General features: G+C 66.2%; 17 protein-coding genes. 9 read left to right on the top strand and 8 right to left on the bottom strand.

The window, feature by feature from the left end:
• Genes ACGGKE_RS06325 through ACGGKE_RS06335 form a run of 3 tightly spaced genes read left to right on the top strand, consistent with a single transcriptional unit; the run spans position 1 to position 3,108 of the window.
• Positions 1–1,335: a methyl-accepting chemotaxis protein gene (locus ACGGKE_RS06325; protein WP_394441080.1), complete on the top strand. Its 1,335-nt coding sequence runs from the start codon at positions 1–3 to the stop codon at positions 1,333–1,335.
• Positions 1,336–1,374: 39 nt separating this feature from the next.
• On the top strand, positions 1,375–2,373 hold the full coding sequence (locus ACGGKE_RS06330) for a 50S ribosomal protein L11 methyltransferase (RefSeq protein WP_228165798.1): 999 nt from the start codon (positions 1,375–1,377) through the stop codon (positions 2,371–2,373).
• 18 nt (positions 2,374–2,391) lie between these two features.
• Positions 2,392–3,108 (top strand): dienelactone hydrolase family protein, encoded by a 717-nt coding sequence (locus ACGGKE_RS06335; RefSeq protein ID WP_394441083.1) that lies wholly within the window; start codon positions 2,392–2,394, stop codon positions 3,106–3,108.
• A gap of 18 nt (positions 3,109–3,126) precedes the next feature.
• On the opposite strand, the gene ACGGKE_RS06340 is transcribed toward ACGGKE_RS06335, so the two are convergent.
• Together ACGGKE_RS06340 and ACGGKE_RS06345 are read right to left on the bottom strand one after the other, a co-directional pair.
• Entirely contained in the window at positions 3,127–4,257 is a 1,131-nt protein-coding gene (locus tag ACGGKE_RS06340) for a M14-type cytosolic carboxypeptidase (RefSeq protein ID WP_394441086.1), read from the bottom strand.
• Positions 4,254–4,847 (bottom strand): DUF4136 domain-containing protein, encoded by a 594-nt coding sequence (locus ACGGKE_RS06345; protein WP_394441088.1) that lies wholly within the window; start codon positions 4,845–4,847, stop codon positions 4,254–4,256. The genes ACGGKE_RS06340 and ACGGKE_RS06345 overlap by 4 nt, the downstream gene beginning before the upstream one ends.
• Positions 4,848–5,047: 200 nt before the next feature.
• Here ACGGKE_RS06345 and ykgO point away from each other — a divergent pair, with 200 nt between their 5' ends.
• On the top strand, positions 5,048–5,173 hold the full coding sequence (gene ykgO / locus ACGGKE_RS06350; protein WP_004210176.1) for a type B 50S ribosomal protein L36: 126 nt from the start codon (positions 5,048–5,050) through the stop codon (positions 5,171–5,173).
• Between the two features lie 143 nt (positions 5,174–5,316).
• Here ykgO and pyk read toward each other — a convergent pair whose 3' ends face one another.
• Positions 5,317–6,783, bottom strand: a complete 1,467-nt coding sequence (pyk, locus tag ACGGKE_RS06355; RefSeq protein ID WP_394441096.1) for a pyruvate kinase — start codon at positions 6,781–6,783, stop codon at positions 5,317–5,319.
• A 116-nt stretch (positions 6,784–6,899) separates the two neighbouring features.
• On the opposite strand from pyk, the gene ACGGKE_RS06360 reads away from it, so the two are divergent.
• The 4 genes from ACGGKE_RS06360 to ruvC all read left to right on the top strand — a co-directional run bounded on the left by ACGGKE_RS06360 (position 6,900) and on the right by ruvC (position 8,875).
• Positions 6,900–7,199, top strand: a complete 300-nt coding sequence (locus ACGGKE_RS06360; RefSeq protein WP_394441099.1) for a DUF1244 domain-containing protein — start codon at positions 6,900–6,902, stop codon at positions 7,197–7,199.
• Positions 7,200–7,241: 42 nt separating this feature from the next.
• Entirely contained in the window at positions 7,242–7,484 is a 243-nt protein-coding gene (locus ACGGKE_RS06365; RefSeq protein WP_009822273.1) for a DUF2312 domain-containing protein, read from the top strand.
• Between the two features lie 115 nt (positions 7,485–7,599).
• On the top strand, positions 7,600–8,343 hold the full coding sequence (locus tag ACGGKE_RS06370) for a YebC/PmpR family DNA-binding transcriptional regulator (RefSeq protein ID WP_394441102.1): 744 nt from the start codon (positions 7,600–7,602) through the stop codon (positions 8,341–8,343).
• Positions 8,344–8,383: 40 nt separating this feature from the next.
• Positions 8,384–8,875 carry a crossover junction endodeoxyribonuclease RuvC gene (ruvC, locus tag ACGGKE_RS06375; protein ID WP_228165791.1) on the top strand — a complete coding sequence of 164 codons (492 nt, stop codon included), beginning with the start codon at positions 8,384–8,386 and terminating at the stop codon, positions 8,873–8,875.
• A 31-nt stretch (positions 8,876–8,906) separates the two neighbouring features.
• On the opposite strand, the gene ACGGKE_RS06380 is transcribed toward ruvC, so the two are convergent.
• A complete protein-coding gene (locus ACGGKE_RS06380) occupies positions 8,907–9,185 on the bottom strand; it encodes a DUF2218 domain-containing protein (protein WP_394441106.1) in 279 nt (92 codons plus the stop codon).
• A gap of 3 nt (positions 9,186–9,188) precedes the next feature.
• On the bottom strand, positions 9,189–9,845 hold the full coding sequence (locus ACGGKE_RS06385; protein WP_394441108.1) for a PadR family transcriptional regulator: 657 nt from the start codon (positions 9,843–9,845) through the stop codon (positions 9,189–9,191).
• Between the two features lie 276 nt (positions 9,846–10,121).
• Here ACGGKE_RS06385 and ACGGKE_RS06390 point away from each other — a divergent pair, with 276 nt between their 5' ends.
• Positions 10,122–11,378: an HD-GYP domain-containing protein gene (locus ACGGKE_RS06390; protein WP_394441111.1), complete on the top strand. Its 1,257-nt coding sequence runs from the start codon at positions 10,122–10,124 to the stop codon at positions 11,376–11,378.
• Between the two features lie 54 nt (positions 11,379–11,432).
• Here ACGGKE_RS06390 and grpE read toward each other — a convergent pair whose 3' ends face one another.
• Genes grpE through ACGGKE_RS06405 form a run of 3 tightly spaced genes read right to left on the bottom strand, consistent with a single transcriptional unit; the run spans position 11,433 to position 13,577 of the window.
• On the bottom strand, positions 11,433–11,987 hold the full coding sequence (gene grpE, locus ACGGKE_RS06395) for a nucleotide exchange factor GrpE (RefSeq protein WP_394441113.1): 555 nt from the start codon (positions 11,985–11,987) through the stop codon (positions 11,433–11,435).
• On the bottom strand, positions 11,984–13,027 hold the full coding sequence (gene hrcA / locus ACGGKE_RS06400; protein WP_228165786.1) for a heat-inducible transcriptional repressor HrcA: 1,044 nt from the start codon (positions 13,025–13,027) through the stop codon (positions 11,984–11,986). The genes grpE and hrcA overlap by 4 nt, the downstream gene beginning before the upstream one ends.
• 40 nt (positions 13,028–13,067) lie before the next feature.
• The gene (locus tag ACGGKE_RS06405) at positions 13,068–13,577 is read right to left on the bottom strand and encodes a DUF6438 domain-containing protein (RefSeq protein ID WP_394441116.1); all 510 of its coding nucleotides are present in this window, start codon (positions 13,575–13,577) and stop codon (positions 13,068–13,070) included.
• Between the last annotated feature and the right edge of the window lie 18 nt (positions 13,578–13,595).

Consider the following 13,595-nt stretch of genomic DNA (forward strand, 5'->3'; position numbering starts at 1 on the left):
ATGCCGTCCTTCGTTTCCACCGCCACCCTCAATCCCGAACTCGTGGCGGAAATTGACGCCAGCAGCGCCGTGGGGCGAGACGCCCGCGAAATCGGCCTGCTGATCGAGGGGGACATCGGGAAGGTCGCCGAAGCGTTTTTCACCGCCTATATGCGCGACACGGGCCTCGAAAAGCGGCTGAGCGCGGCCGTCGTGGAGCGGATCCGCGTCGAGACCCACAATTATATCGAACAGAAGCTGCTGCATTTCCAGGAAGGGAAATGGGCGCAGTCGGCTGCCAATTGCGTGCGCCACGCGCGCAAGCATGACGTGTCGGTCCGCGCGGTGTTGACTGCCGTCGCAGCCGCCAACGAAACCATCCTGGACCTGATCTGGGAACGCTGCGCCGACGATGAAGCCTGCGCGCGCCGGTTGCAACGGACCATGCTGCAGATTGCGATGCTCGATTCGGGCCTGATGAGCAACGTGCTGGCCAACGACCAAGCCGAAGCCCAGCGGTCCGAGCGCCAGCGCTATGGCCTGTTGTTCGAACAGCGCATCATGGGTGAGATCGACGGCGCGACCAAGCTGGGCGAATCGCTGCGCGAACAGGCCAAGGATGCGTCGGCCGCCACCCGCGGCATGCTGGGCAAGGCGTCGGAAGTCGCCGCTGCGGCCGAGCAGTCGGCGCTCGCGATGCGGGAAGCCGCGCGCACGTCCGCCGGCCTCATCCGCGCGATCGAGGACGCCCGCACCGAAGTCGAGGGGGCGGCCGATGTCGCCCAGCGCGCCGCGGAGCAGTCCGGCGACGCGGTCAGCATGTCCGCCACCTTGTCCGAACATGCCAAGTCGATCGAATCAATCCTGGGGCTGATCCGCGACATTGCCGGCCAGACCAACCTGCTGGCGCTCAACGCCACGATCGAGGCGGCGCGGGCGGGCGATGCCGGGCGCGGCTTCGCGGTGGTGGCGCAGGAGGTCAAGAGCCTCGCCAACCAGACCGCGCGCGCCACCGACGAGATCGCCGGCAAGATCGCCGACATCCAGAATTCGACCCGCCAGTCGGTCGAGACCAACGAACGCATCCGCGACACGGTGGGCGAGGTTCAGGCCAGCGCCGAACGCATCCGCCATGCGATGGACGCGCAGGCGCAGACCGTCACCATGATCACTGCGGCGGTGGACGAAACCGCGCTCGCCGCCGATTCCATGTCGAGCACCATCTCGGCGATCCGCCAGGATACCGAGATCGTCGCGTCGGAAATCGACCAGCTGGAGCGCGGCTTCATGAGCGTCGAGGGCAAGCTGGCGGGCCTGCGCCACGCTTCGTCGGACTTCGGCCGGCAGGTCGCCTGACGCTTCCCCTGCCCCCGATGCTGGAGTAAGGGCGGCGGCATGAACGATGTCGCCGCGCCAGCCGCGCAAAGCTGGAAAGTCACGCTCCCCTGCACGCGCGCCGAAGCCGAGGCGCTGGATGGCGACATCGCCGCCTTCGCCCTGATGGACCGGCCGCCGGTGCTGATGACCAGCGAGGCCGCGCCCGACGACGAAGACAAATGGCAGCTCGACGCCTATTTCGAAGGCAAGCCGAGCCCCGCCGCGGTCAAGCTGCTCAAGACGCTGGTGCCCAGCGCCGCCGGGGTGAAGCCGCTGATCGAGCAACTGCCCGACGAGGATTGGGTGACGATCAGCCAGCAGGGCCTGGAGGCCGTCACCGCCGGCCGCTTTCATGTCCGCAATCTGGCGAGCGATCCGCAAGCGCCCGGCCATGTCAATCTGCTGATCGAGGCGAGCCGCGCCTTTGGCACCGGCCAGCATGAAACCACCGCCGGCTGCCTCGCCATGCTCGACCGCATGCGGCGCGTGGGCATGCGCGCGCGCAACATCGCCGACATCGGCACCGGCACCGGCCTGCTCGCCTTCGCCGCCCTGCATCTGTGGCCCCGCGCTCATGCCATCGCGTCCGACATTGATCCGGTCGCGGTGGAGATCAGCGCCGACAATGCGCGCGCCAATGGCGTGGCGCTGGGCAGCGGCGCGGGACAGCTGGCGCTGGTGACGGCGGCGGGCGCGGATCATGCCGCGATCATCGGCCGCGCCCCCTATGACCTGTTGATCGCCAATATTCTGGCCGGGCCGCTGATCGAACTGGCGCCCGCGCTCTGCGCCCTTGTCGAAGAGGGCGGGACCATCCTGCTCGCCGGCCTGCTCGACAGCCAGGCGGACGCCGTGCTGGCCGCCTATCGCGCGCAGGGCATGCGCCTTGCCGAACGCAGCGACCGCGGCGACTGGCCGACGTTGCGGCTGCGCAAGCGCCCGCGCATCGGGTGGAAGCGACCGCAGCGGCTGCGCGCGGGGGCGCGCGGCGAGGCCCCCGGATTCGGCAGTCTGTAAAGAACCAAGGAGACGATCATGAGCATCACTCGCGAGAGGCTGATCCACGCCATCGACGGCGAGCCGTTCGACCATATGGTCGTGGCCGATCTCGCCGCGGGTCCGCGCCCTGGCATCTTGCTGTTTCCCAATGTCCTCGGCACCAAGGAAGCTGACTTCGCCTATGCCGAAAAGGTCGCGGCGCTCGGCTACAGCTTGCTGGTCGTGGACCTGTTCGGCGAAGGCAAGCGCAGCACGCGGGCGGAGCCGGACGCGGCTCGCTACATGAACGCCCTGAAGAACGACCGGGCGCTGCTGCGCGACCGCGTCAACGCGGCGCATCGACTGCTCAAGCAGCAGGAGAGCGTCGCCCCTGCAAGGACGGCGGCGATCGGCTTCTGTTTCGGGGGATTGTGCGTGCTCGACCTTGCCCGCAGCGGCGCCGACATCGCCGGCGGCGTCAGCTTCCATGGCGTCTATGACGCGCCGCCCTTCCCCAATGCCACGATCAGTGCGAAGCTGCTGGTCTGCCATGGCTGGGAAGACCCGATCGCGCCGCCCGAAGCAACCGTCGGCCTCGCCCGCGAACTGACCGCGTCCGGCTGCGACTGGCAGATCCACGCCTATGGCCATACCGGCCACGCCTTCACCGACGAATCGGTGCACATGCCCGAAAAGGGCCTGGCCTACAGCCCCGTCGCCGATCGGCGGAGCTTCAAGGCGATGACGGACTTCCTGTCCGAACTGTTCGACTAGACCGCAAGGGCCCTCGCCTCACAGCTCGTCGATCATCTCGGCGAGCACGGCGAGGCAGTCCTTGGCGAGTTGCATCGACCGGGCGGGCGACCAGCCATAATCGGCGTCGGGCAGGTCGTCATTGTCCTTGAACGGCATTTCCAGCGTCATCGCCACCGCACCGAATCGCTCGGCAAGCTGGTTGGTCGACATGGACAGATTGGCCTTGCCCGCGGCTGCGACGGGATAGCCGAGCCGCGTCTGGAAGTCGGGCGTGCGCCGGGCGAGCGTATCGCGGTAGCGATGATAGAGCGCCGACTGGCGTTCGGTGATCGACGGAATGCCGTCGAAGCCGGCGATGAACACGGCGGGGATCGCTTCGTCGCCATGAACGTCCATCGCGAAGTCGACGCCGCTTTCGTCCATCGCATTGCGCACCAGCAGCACTTCGGGGCTTCGCTCCGCGCTCGGCTCATGCCATTCGCGATTGAGGTTCACCCCTGCCGCATTGGTGCGCAGATGGCCGCGCCGGCTGCCATCGGGGTTCATGTTGGGGACGAGATGGATCGTCGCCTTCTGGCGGAGCAGCCGCGCGACCGCATCCTCCTCGTCGCACAGGCGCTCCAGCGCGCCTTCCATCCACCACTGCGCCATCGTTTCGCCGGGATGCTGGCGCGCATAGAGCCATACCTGCTTGGGGCCGTCGCCCAGCGTCAGCAGATCCATCGGCTGCTTATCGAGCGTGAGGCCCAGTTCGCGATGGACGACGCCCGGCTGGCCCGCGGCCCAGGCGATCAGGTCATGGTGGCGCTCCATCGAATAGGGCGCGAAATAGGCGATCCAGACAGCATTGCTGTCGGGCGTCAGGCGGATCGTCAGCGTGCCGTCGGCATAGCTTGTATCGGCCAGGAACCAGTTTTCGCGATCTTCGCTCATGCGCGCGGCATAGCCCGGCCAGCCGTCGGGATAGGCCGATCCCGCGCCGTTGACGATCGCCAGTTCCACCTCGCGCCCGGCCGCGTTGGCGAGGCGGAAGTGGAACCATTGATAGAAGTCGCTCTGGTGATCGGTGACGATTTCCAGCTCGGCGCGGACGCCGGCGGCTGTGTCGGTGATGGAGAGGACGCGAATATTGCCGCTATCGAAAGCGCTCGAAATGCTGATGCTCATTTGACCGTTATAGTGCGGCCGGATTCGCCGGGATAGCCCCCGATCAAGGCGGCGGCGAGCTTCTGCGCTGCGGCGGCCGGCTGCGCCGCGGGCGAGCCCTGCCTGCCTTCGGTATAGGCGCGGCCTTCCCAGATAGTGGTCGAATCGGACCGGCGGCGCAGCTGCACCTGCAATTCGGTGGTCACAATGTCCTTGGGCTTGCCCGACAGGTTGATGCCGACGCCCACGCCCAGGCCCGAATAGCCGCCGCTGCCGATGCCGCCGCCCACGCCGACGGACACGGGTTTGCCGCTGCGGTCGATGCCGCTCGGGCGGAAGCTGCGGCGGAAGTTGACAAGCGCGACATAGTCGCTGCTGGCGCCGGCCGGAACTGCGGAAAAGCCGACCTGCTGGAACTGCTGCTGCACGGCCGCGGCATAAGTGCGGAATTCCAGGCTGACATCGGGATTGCCGGGCATTTCCTCCACGGCGAGCGTGCCCGACCGCGCGGGATTGTCGATATGGAAACGAGTGACCTCGACCGGCGGCACGGTCGCGCAGGCGGCCAGGGGCAAGGCGAGGATGGCGGCGATCAGGGGACGCTTCGACATGACTTCACTCCAACGGGCATTTGCCGCATACACGGCGCGACGGGCATAATCCCCTCCAACGCGCGAAGCCATGAACTTGCTGCATGGACGATGAACAGGGGCAAAAAGCGGCGCATCGCGCTTGACTTTCGACGTCCCGACCCATAGGGGCAGCGCTTCGAAATTCAGACCGAAACCAGATTCACCAAAGGCCGATTGCCATGAAGATCCGCAACTCGCTCAAGTCGCTCAAGGGCCGCCACCGGGACAACCGCGTGATCCGTCGTCGCGGCCGCACCTATGTCATCAACAAGACCAATCGTCGCTTCAAGGCTCGCCAGGGCTAAACGATCGTCGCTTCCTTCAGGAAGCAACGCAAAGACATATGAAGGGCGCCCGGTCGATGATCGGGCGCCTTTTCGCGTTGCCCAGGCAGATGACGCCGCCTGTTCCGGCAAGAGGGCGCACCCTCTTGCCGGAGCCGCAACCATCAAAAGGACGGCGATTCGTCGCGGCCCTTGAGTTCGTCGCCGCGAATGGCCGCGACATGCAGGACGTTCGTCGACCCAGGCGTGCCAAAGGGAACCCCGGCCAGAACCACGATCTTGCCGCCCTTTTCGGACATGCCATGGCGCAGCGCCATGCGCCGGGCCTTGCCGATCATCTCCTCGAAATTGCCGATATCCTTCGTCCGGACGGCATGGACGCCCCAGGTCAGGCCCAGCTTGCGCGCCGTGTCGGATCGCGGCGTCAGCGCCAGGATCGGAGCAGACGGCCGTTCGCGCGCGACGCGGCGCACGGTGCTGCCAGACGAAGTGAAGCAGGTGATGGCGCTGGCGCCCATGACCGACACGATGCTGCTCGCCGCTTCGGCCAAGGCGTCGGCGGTGGTCGGATCGGGCCGCGTTTCGGTGAAGTGCAGCCGCGCGAGATAGCCCGGATCGCGCTCCACGCTATGGGCGATGCTGTCCATCATCGTCACCGCCTCGACCGGCCAGTCGCCCGCCGCTGTCTCGGCTGACAGCATGATCGCGTCGGCCCCGTCATAGACGGCCGTTGCCACGTCGGAGACTTCGGCGCGCGTGGGCGATGGCGACTTGATCATCGATTCGAGCATCTGGGTCGCGACCACCACGGGCCGGCCGAGCGTGCGCGCGGTGGCGACGATCTGTTTCTGGAGCGGCGGCACGGCCTGCGGCGGCAGTTCGACGCCCAGGTCGCCGCGCGCGACCATCACGCCGTCGGCCAGTTCGATGATCTCCTCCAGCCGCTGCACGGCGGACGGCTTCTCGATCTTCGCCATCAGCGCGCCATGGCCGCCCATCAGCTTGCGCGCCTCGGCCAGATCCTCGGGCCGCTGCACGAAGCTCAGCGCAATCCAGTCGCAGCCCTGCTCCACCGCGAAGCTAAGGTCGCGCCGATCCTTGTCGGTGAGCGCCGGCACCGGCACCACCACGTCGGGCACATTGACGCCCTTGCGATTGGACAGGGTGCCGCCGACTTCCACGATGGTGTCGATGCGGTCATCGCTCACCGTCTTCACCCGCAGCACCAGCTTGCCATCGTCCAGCAGCAGGCGGGTTTCGGGCACCAGAGCGGCGTAGATTTCGGGATGGGGCAGGTTGACGCGGCGCGCATCGCCCGGCGTCTCGTCGCGGTCCAGCACGAAGGACGCGCCCTTTTCCAGGATGGCGAGCCCTTTTTCGAATGTGCCGACACGCAGCTTGGGCCCCTGAAGGTCGCCAAGGATGGTCGTCGGACGGTTGAATTCCTTTTCCAGCGCGCGGATCGCGGCGATGCGCGCCGCATGATCCTCATGCGCGCCATGGCTCATATTGATGCGGAAGGCGTCGGCCCCGGCGACGAACAGCGCCCGGATCATGTCCGGCGTATCGCTGGCAGGGCCAAGGGTCGCCAGGATGCGAACCTTGCGCGAGCGGGGCGGCAACTTAGTCATGTCTTCTCCTGACCGTCATGATCGCTCCTGGCCCGGCCTCATGGCCTTGCCAGCGCGTCGTTATGGGTTATCCGTGCTGCACGACAGGATGATGTAGATCAGCGAAAGGATCGCCGATGGCCGACACCATACTCACGGATGCGGTTGCCGCAACCGCCTTCCGACGCCTCGTGGCGCATTTGCAGCACAGGACCGACGTGCAGAATATCGACCTGATGGGAACGGCGGGCTTCTGCCGCAACTGCCTGGCCGACTGGGTGGCGCAAGCGCATGGGGACCTTAGCCGCGAGGCGGCGCGCGAGATCATCCACGGCATGCCCTTCCCCCAGTGGAAAGCACAGCACCAGAGCGAGGCGACGCCCGAGCAGATCGCAAAGATGCAGGAGAGTGTGGCGAAGAACGCCGACAGCCATTAGAGGCGAGCGCCAACCGATTCACACTCACATACGGAGAACCCCATGAGCGAGGGCAACGTCGCGGCCGACCAGCTACGCCTTTTCATTGAGCGCATCGAGCGCCTGGAAGAAGAGAAGAAGGGCATCGGCGACGACATCAAGGACGTCTATCTGGAGGCCAAGGCCAACGGCTATGACGGCAAGATCATGCGCCAGATCGTGCGCCTGCGGAAGATGCAGCCGCACGACCGGCAGGAGATGGAGGCGATCCTCCAGACCTATCTCGCCGCGCTGGGCATGGAATAAGCGCAGTGCGTGACGAACGCGCATCGGGCGGCGACACGCCGTCCGACATTGCAGGATCGGGGCGCGCTCGCTAGAGAGCGCGCTTCGGATCACAGAAAATGTCAGGAGACAGGCCGTGGCCGGCCATTCCAAATTCAAGAACATCATGCATCGCAAGGGCGCGCAGGACAAGAAGCGCTCGTCGATGTTCTCCAAGCTGAGCCGCGAAATCACCGTCGCGGCCAAGATGGGGATGCCCGACCCGGACATGAACCCGCGCCTGCGCCTGGCCGTCAACGCCGCCAAGGCGCAGTCCATGCCCAAGGACAATATCCAGCGCGCGATCGACAAGGCGTCGGGCGGCGACATGGAGAATTACGAGGAAGTGCGCTATGAGGGCTATGGGCCCGGCGGCGTCGCGATCATCGTCGAGGCGCTGACCGACAACCGCAACCGCACCGCCACCAATGTGCGCACCGCCTTTTCCAAAAATGGCGGCAATCTGGGCGCGTCAGGCGCGGTGAGCCATGGCTTCGAACGCCTGGGCCTCATCACCTATCCGGCGAGCGCGGGCGATCCCGACGCGGTGTTCGAAGCCGCGCTGGAAGCCGGTGCGGACGATGTGTCGTCGAACGAGGACGAGCATGAGATCTGGACCGCGATGGACGCGCTCCACGAGGTCGCCAAGGCGCTGGAAAGCAAGCTGGGCGAGGCGGACAGCGCCAAGCTGGCCTGGAAGCCCACCACCACCGTCGAGGTCGACGAAAGCAATGCCGGCACGCTGATGAAGCTGGTCGACACGCTGGAGGATGATGACGACGTCCAGACCGTGTGGGGCAATTATGAAGTGTCTGACGAAGTGATGGAGAAGCTGGGCTGAGAGGCCCGGCCTTCCGTTCCGTGCGAACGGACCCTGCCGCATGATCCTTCTGGGACTGGACCCCGGCCTTGGCACTACGGGCTGGGGCCTGATCGCCGCGGATGGCAACCGCCTCACCCATATCGGCAACGGTCAGATCAAGACCGATGCCGATATGGCGCTGGCGACGCGGCTGCTGGCGATCGACCTTGCCTTGACCGACCTCATCCTGGAGCATCGGCCCGATGGCGCGGCGGTCGAGGAGGTGTTCGTCAATGTGAACCCGCAATCGACGCTGAAGCTGGGCCAGGCGCGAGGCGTGGTGCTGCTCGCCGCGTCGCGGTCGGGCATGGAGGTGGGCGAATATGCCGCCCGCCTGGTCAAGAAATCGGTCGTCGGCGTGGGCAATGCATCCAAGGACCAAGTCCATGCGATGGTGCAGCGGCTGCTGCCCGGCGCGAAGATCGCCGGGCCGGACGCCGCCGACGCGCTGGCGGTCGCCATCACCCATGCCCATCATCTGGCGAGCGCGCGGCGCATCCCGCGCCGGTGAAGTAGGGGCGGAGCGCCCGCCCCCTTTGGGTTTACCGCCAGTCGAAGCTGAGCGGCGCTTCGCGGAAGGCGAAGCGGTCGAGATGGTCGGCGACCACCTGCTTGAAGCGATCGACGTCAGTGTCCGGATTGGGCTCCAGCGTGACGACCAGCGCCTCGGCCTGCGCCTCCATGCGGATCGGCCCCATTGGGAAGCCGATCTCGCCCTTCTCCGCGTCGAAATCGACGTCGAACTTGTGGCTCCAATGTTTGCACAGCTGCTGCAGATAGCGGCTGCCATGCGTGGTCGGAACGGTTGCGGTCAGGGTCATGAATCAGAGCCTTTCAATCTTGCCGGCGGCCTCGTCGATCAGGGCGGCGACGTCGAACATGGTCTGGTTGTCCGCCCCTTCCTTTTCAAGGCGCTGCTGCACGGCGTAGCGCAGATTGTGCATGGCGCGGCGGACGGGCGCGGGGTCAATCCGGTCGGCCTTGCGCGCGAGATGCGCGAGCCGTTCCAGCGCGATGTCGAGCGCGGCCTGATCTTCGGCCAGCTTCGTGCGACCCGCATCGGTGATGGCGAAGCGCTTGCGGCTGCCATCGCCGGGCTGCTCGACGATCAGTTCCATGTCCGACAGCAGCGTCAGCGTCGGATAGACGACGCCGGGGCTGGGCGCATAGACCTCGTCCGACAGCGCCTCGATCGCGCGGATCAGTTCATAGCCGTGGCGCGGCTCATCGGCGATCAGCTTGAGCAGGATCAGCCGCAGCGCATCATTGTCGAACAGCCGACGACGGCCACCGCCGCGCCCGCCACGTCCGCCGCCGCGCGGGCCGTCTCCGCCGAAAGGATCACTGCCGAAGGAGTCGCCGCTGAACGGGTTGCGCCCGTCGCGCGCGGCGCGAAGACCGACAGCGAAAGCGACAGCTGCGCGGGGATGATGGAAGCCGCCGCCATGGCGGTGGTGAGAGGGGGATTTGAGAAAACGCATCAAGGGTTCTTTCATAGTATCTAGATGCTTTGAGATATATCTTAAAACATCTGAACGTCAAGACCGCATTCTAATTTTTGTCGCCGCCAACGCCGCTATGCCTTGTCCATTAAAGAAATTTTGACCGGCGGGGCGCTAGCAAAGGCCATACGGTGGAGACATGATGGTCGTTGGCGCAGCCCGATGGATGGCGGATGATGCGTGGGATACGCCACCCGTTCGCGCATCGATTCGATCCGGCATTGCGCCCCATTATCGGCGTCGGGGCTGTCGCTGATGCGCAAATCCATCCGGCGCGACCAGCTGCGGCTCGGCATGTTCATCCACCGTTTCGAAGGATCCTGGTTCAAGCATCCCTTCTGGCGGGCGCGCTTCCTGCTGGAGGATGACGAGGACCTGGCGACCGTGCTGGACAGCGAGATCGAGCGGCTGATCATCGACACCGATAAGGGCGTCGATGTGGAGGAGCCCCAGTCAGCGCCCCCGCTCCGGCCGGCCGCAGCACCTGCGCCAGCGCGTCCCGCGAAAACGCCGCAGCCCGTACGCGCGACGCCGCTGCGGCCGGACGACGGCCATGAAGTGGCGCGGATCGAGGCAACGCGCGTCACCAACCAGTCGAAGAAGGTGATGCGCGAGATTTTCGATTCAGCGCGACTGGGCAAGGCGGTGCAATGCGCGTCGGTGACGGCCGTGGTCGCGGACGTCACCAGCATGATCGAGAAGAACCGCCAGGCTTTTCTCAAGGTGCTGCGCCTCAAGTCGAAGGACGAATATACCTATCTGCACTCGGTCGCGGTCTGTGCATTGATGATCAACCTGGGCCGGCAGCTCAAGCTGGACGAGGCCCGCATCGCGGACCTTGGCACGGCCGGCCTGTTGCACGACATCGGCAAGATGCTGGTGCCGGCCGATGTGCTGAACAAGCCCGGCCGGCTGACGGCCGAGGAGTTCGCGATCATCCAGACCCATGCCGAGCGCGGGTCACAGCTGCTGGAGGAGATCGGCGCGGTGCCGGACCTGGCGCTGGACGTGTGCCGGCACCATCATGAGAAGATGGACGGCACCGGCTATCCGTCGCGCCTGCCCGGCGCGCAGATCAGCCTGGCGGCGCGCATGGGTGCGATCTGCGACGTCTATGACGCGCTCACGTCCAATCGCGTCTACAAGCAGGCCTGGACCCCGGTCGAAGCGATCACCCGGATGCGCAGCTGGGAGGGGCATTTCGACTCCGCCCTGTTGTTCAGCTTCATGCAGAGCATCGAGACATTTCCCGTGGGCATGGTCGTGCGGCTGCGATCGAACCGGCTGGGGGTGGTGCTGGACAATGGCCGGCGCGCATCGCGGCCCAAGGTGCTCGCCTTCTATTCGACCCGCGACCAGGAATGGATCGAAAAGGACATTGTCGTCATCGGCGAAAGCCTGTCGCGCGACGCGATCCTGGAGGAGGTTGATCCGGCCCATTGGGGCATCGAACGCGCGGCCATCGACCGACTGATGGAGGCGCAAGCGCCTCGGTCAAAGCTGGCGGGCTGAGCCGTCGCTGACGAAAGGGCCTCCCCTCCCCTGCGGGACGGAAGGCCCATCGCGTCAATCAGGCTTTTTCGCGACGCTCACCATGGCGGGGCGCAGCAAGCGATCCTTGATCATATAGCCCGCCTGCATTTCCACCAGGATGGTGCCGGGCTCCGCGTCGGCGGACGGCACTTCCATCATCGCCTGATGCTTGTTGGGATCGAGCGGCTGGCCGACCGATTCAAGCTTGGTGATGCCGTTGCGGCCGAACACGCTTTCCAGCTCGCGGCCGGTGGCTTCCAGCCCCACGACCAGGCCCTTGAACTTCTCATCCTCGCGCAGGTCCGCCGGAATGGCGGACAGGGCGCGGCTGAGATTGTCGGCGACAGACAGCATATCGCGGGCAAAGGCGGTCGCGGCATAGGCGCGCGCGTCGGCCAGTTCCTTTTCCAGCCGGCGGCGGACATTCTGCGTATCGGCATGGGCGTAGAGAATATCCTGCTTCGCGCTCGCCAGTTCCGCTTCCAGAGCGGCGATCCGCTCCGCGGTGGCGTCGCCGGCCGGCGCCGCGTCCTCGGGCAGGGCGTCCACGACTTCGGTATTTTCCAGATTCTGATTGTCTTCGCTCATCTCATCAATCTCGACAGCGTCTGTGCAGTGAAGTCCACCATGGGGATCACCCGCGCATAGTTCAAGCGCGTGGGGCCGATCACGCCGACGACGCCGACGACCCGGCCGTCCGCGCCACGGTAGGGGGCGGCTATGACGGAAGAACCCGACAGGGAAAAGAGCTTGTTTTCCGAGCCGATGAAGATTTTGGTCGCGCTGCCCGCCAGCGCGCCGCGCAGCAGGTCCATGATTTCCTGCTTGCCCTCCAGCTGCTCCAGCAACTGGCGCGCGCGTTCCAGGTCGGCGGCGGTGCTTTCATCGAGCAGGCGCGACTGGCCGCGCACGATCAGCACCGGGCGATCATCGGCGTCATGCGACCAGGTGGCGATGCCGCGCGCGACCAGATCGCGCGCCGCCCGGTCGAGCGCGCCGCGCTCCGCCTCCATCTCGCGGCTGAGCGCTTCGCCCGCTTCGCGCAAGGTGAGCCCGGCAAAGCGCGCGGACATGAAATTGGCCGCTTCGTTCAGCATCACCGGGCTGACCCCCTCGGGCAGGTCCAGCACGCGATTTTCCACCGACCCGTCCTGCCCCACCAGCACGGCGAGCGCCTGGCGCGCGTTCAGCGGCACGAAGCCGAACTGCCGCAGCACCGGCTCGCGCTTGGGCACCATGACGATGCCGGCGCAGGCGGACAGGCCGCTCAGCGTCGCGGTCGCGGCGGACAGCGCTTCCTCGATCGGGCCGCTTTCGGCGATCCCCGCCTCGATCGCGCGGCGCTCCTCCACCGATGGTTCGGCCGCCTGCATCATGCCGTCGACGAACAGGCGCAGGCCCGTTTCCGTCGGCATCCGGCCCGCCGACGTATGCGGCGCGGCGAGCAGGCCCAGCTCCTCCAGATCCTGCATCACATTGCGGATGGAAGCGGGCGACAGGCTCAAGGACGCCATCTTGCTGATCGTGCGCGACCCCACGGGCAGGCCCGTGCCGAGATAGCTTTCCACCACCAGGCGGAAAACGTCGCGCGCGCGATCATTCAGTTCAGGGATCGGGATGACCGACATGGCGTCTATCTAGGCAAGGCGGCCGTCCCGCTCAAGATGGTCAGGGCGTCACCGCGCGCGGGTTCAGCATCCGTTCGACATCGAGGATTTTGGGAACGGACGCGATCGCGACGCGCAACTTGCCATAGCGCGGGTCCATGCAGCCCGACTGGAATTCCAGCTTCGTCGCGTCCTGACCCGGCCGGCTCCATTCGACCTTATAGGCCGGCAGATCGGTGGCGAAGCTGTCGCAATTTTCGCCATGGGCGATGCGCCGCGTCGTACCCGTGGGCGGCCGGTGCGGCGCCAGCGTGGTGACGAGCCGGCGATATTGCGCGGTCGACAGGGTGAAGCGCGTCGCGCCGGGGACGGAGGTGTTGCGCTCGGGCTCCAGCAGGCCCGATCCGTCGGGCGACACCTGCACCGTGTAGGTCGGGCACGCGCCGAAGCAGCGACCGGCGGTGAAGCGGATCACGTCGCCCGGCGCCTTTGGCGGTTCCAGCCCCTCCCTTTCGCTCGTGCATCCCGCCAGCACCAGGAGGCCGGCCACGATCATGATTTTCGTCGTCATACCCCCTCATATCGTCCA

This window comes from Sphingobium naphthae, from assembly GCF_043589935.1.
Taxonomy (GTDB): Bacteria; Pseudomonadota; Alphaproteobacteria; order Sphingomonadales; family Sphingomonadaceae; genus Sphingobium; species Sphingobium naphthae_A.

What these genes read in the sequence shown, in the direction of transcription:
- ACGGKE_RS06325 (WP_394441080.1), top strand. Translation starts at nt 1, where the DNA reads ATGCCGTCCTTCGTTTCCACCGCCACCCTCAATCCCGAACTCGTGGCG.
- ykgO (WP_004210176.1), top strand. Translation starts at nt 5,048, where the DNA reads ATGAAGATCCGCAACTCGCTCAAGTCGCTCAAGGGCCGCCACCGGGAC.
- ruvC (WP_228165791.1), top strand. Translation starts at nt 8,384, where the DNA reads ATGATCCTTCTGGGACTGGACCCCGGCCTTGGCACTACGGGCTGGGGC.
- ACGGKE_RS06340 (WP_394441086.1), bottom strand. Translation starts at nt 4,257, where the DNA reads ATGAGCATCAGCATTTCGAGCGCTTTCGATAGCGGCAATATTCGCGTC.
- ACGGKE_RS06330 (WP_228165798.1), top strand. Translation starts at nt 1,375, where the DNA reads ATGAACGATGTCGCCGCGCCAGCCGCGCAAAGCTGGAAAGTCACGCTC.
- pyk (WP_394441096.1), bottom strand. Translation starts at nt 6,783, where the DNA reads ATGACTAAGTTGCCGCCCCGCTCGCGCAAGGTTCGCATCCTGGCGACC.
- ACGGKE_RS06360 (WP_394441099.1), top strand. Translation starts at nt 6,900, where the DNA reads ATGGCCGACACCATACTCACGGATGCGGTTGCCGCAACCGCCTTCCGA.
- ACGGKE_RS06405 (WP_394441116.1), bottom strand. Translation starts at nt 13,577, where the DNA reads ATGACGACGAAAATCATGATCGTGGCCGGCCTCCTGGTGCTGGCGGGA.
- ACGGKE_RS06335 (WP_394441083.1), top strand. Translation starts at nt 2,392, where the DNA reads ATGAGCATCACTCGCGAGAGGCTGATCCACGCCATCGACGGCGAGCCG.
- grpE (WP_394441113.1), bottom strand. Translation starts at nt 11,987, where the DNA reads ATGAGCGAAGACAATCAGAATCTGGAAAATACCGAAGTCGTGGACGCC.
- ACGGKE_RS06365 (WP_009822273.1), top strand. Translation starts at nt 7,242, where the DNA reads ATGAGCGAGGGCAACGTCGCGGCCGACCAGCTACGCCTTTTCATTGAG.
- hrcA (WP_228165786.1), bottom strand. Translation starts at nt 13,027, where the DNA reads ATGTCGGTCATCCCGATCCCTGAACTGAATGATCGCGCGCGCGACGTT.
- ACGGKE_RS06385 (WP_394441108.1), bottom strand. Translation starts at nt 9,845, where the DNA reads ATGCGTTTTCTCAAATCCCCCTCTCACCACCGCCATGGCGGCGGCTTC.
- ACGGKE_RS06390 (WP_394441111.1), top strand. Translation starts at nt 10,122, where the DNA reads ATGCGCAAATCCATCCGGCGCGACCAGCTGCGGCTCGGCATGTTCATC.
- ACGGKE_RS06345 (WP_394441088.1), bottom strand. Translation starts at nt 4,847, where the DNA reads ATGTCGAAGCGTCCCCTGATCGCCGCCATCCTCGCCTTGCCCCTGGCC.
- ACGGKE_RS06380 (WP_394441106.1), bottom strand. Translation starts at nt 9,185, where the DNA reads ATGACCCTGACCGCAACCGTTCCGACCACGCATGGCAGCCGCTATCTG.